The organism is Bartonella sp. LB28NMGDW (genome assembly GCF_042194435.1).
Classification (GTDB): domain Bacteria; phylum Pseudomonadota; class Alphaproteobacteria; order Rhizobiales; family Rhizobiaceae; genus Bartonella; species Bartonella grahamii.
On the sequence record NZ_JBHIMX010000137.1, the window covers coordinates 1 to 695 of the forward strand.

Here is a 695-nt window from a genome sequence, read left to right on the forward strand (position 1 = left end):
GCTTCTTCTGAAAAAAGCAAATCTTTTACATGCACACTGTCGTGGTGGGAGTGAGCCTTCACCGCTCCTTTGGCGCGTGCTTTGGCAATCACCAGCTTGCCATCACTTGTCAATCTCATGGCGCCTGCATTGGCAACCATGTCTCCGCGCATTTTAACGCCGGCGCCTTTATCATTGGCAATCACGCGGATCTGCCCCGCATACATTCCACCAAACTCACTGGAATCAATTGCTAATTCCGGCTCTTTGCCATCAGAACCAAGAGAAGTTGCTTCCCGCTTGTCATAATCAAAATGATTGTGACCAGCGATAACAGCCAAATCCCCTTTGACCTGTATGGGACCTCCGATACTGATCTTGCGCGAAACAAGATCAAAAATATCTAATGCACTTCCATCAGCTCCACGAGCGCCTATGGTGATATCACCACCCTCAACACGCAACCCACTCAAAGCCCCATCGGTTCCAATAATCGGTTGTCCGGTCGATAAAGTCACCCGTGGAGTATTAATAAAGCCACAACCGTTACAAGTAATCCCATTGGGGTTGGCGATAATAACATCCGCCATATGCCCGTGTACTTCGCTCACGCCTTCAAGACGCGAGCGATTGGCACTTACCACTTCATTAAGGATAACCTTTGCTGCACCGCTATAACGCAAATTGCCGTTGCCTGGCACCAATCCCCCAAGCTG

The 695-nt window shown here is 49.5% G+C and carries 1 protein-coding gene; it reads right to left on the reverse strand.

The features are described 5' to 3' along the window. Nucleotides 1-695 (reverse strand): filamentous hemagglutinin N-terminal domain-containing protein (locus ACFIKG_RS09660; protein ID WP_375652238.1); only part of this gene is annotated, 695 nt, incomplete at both ends.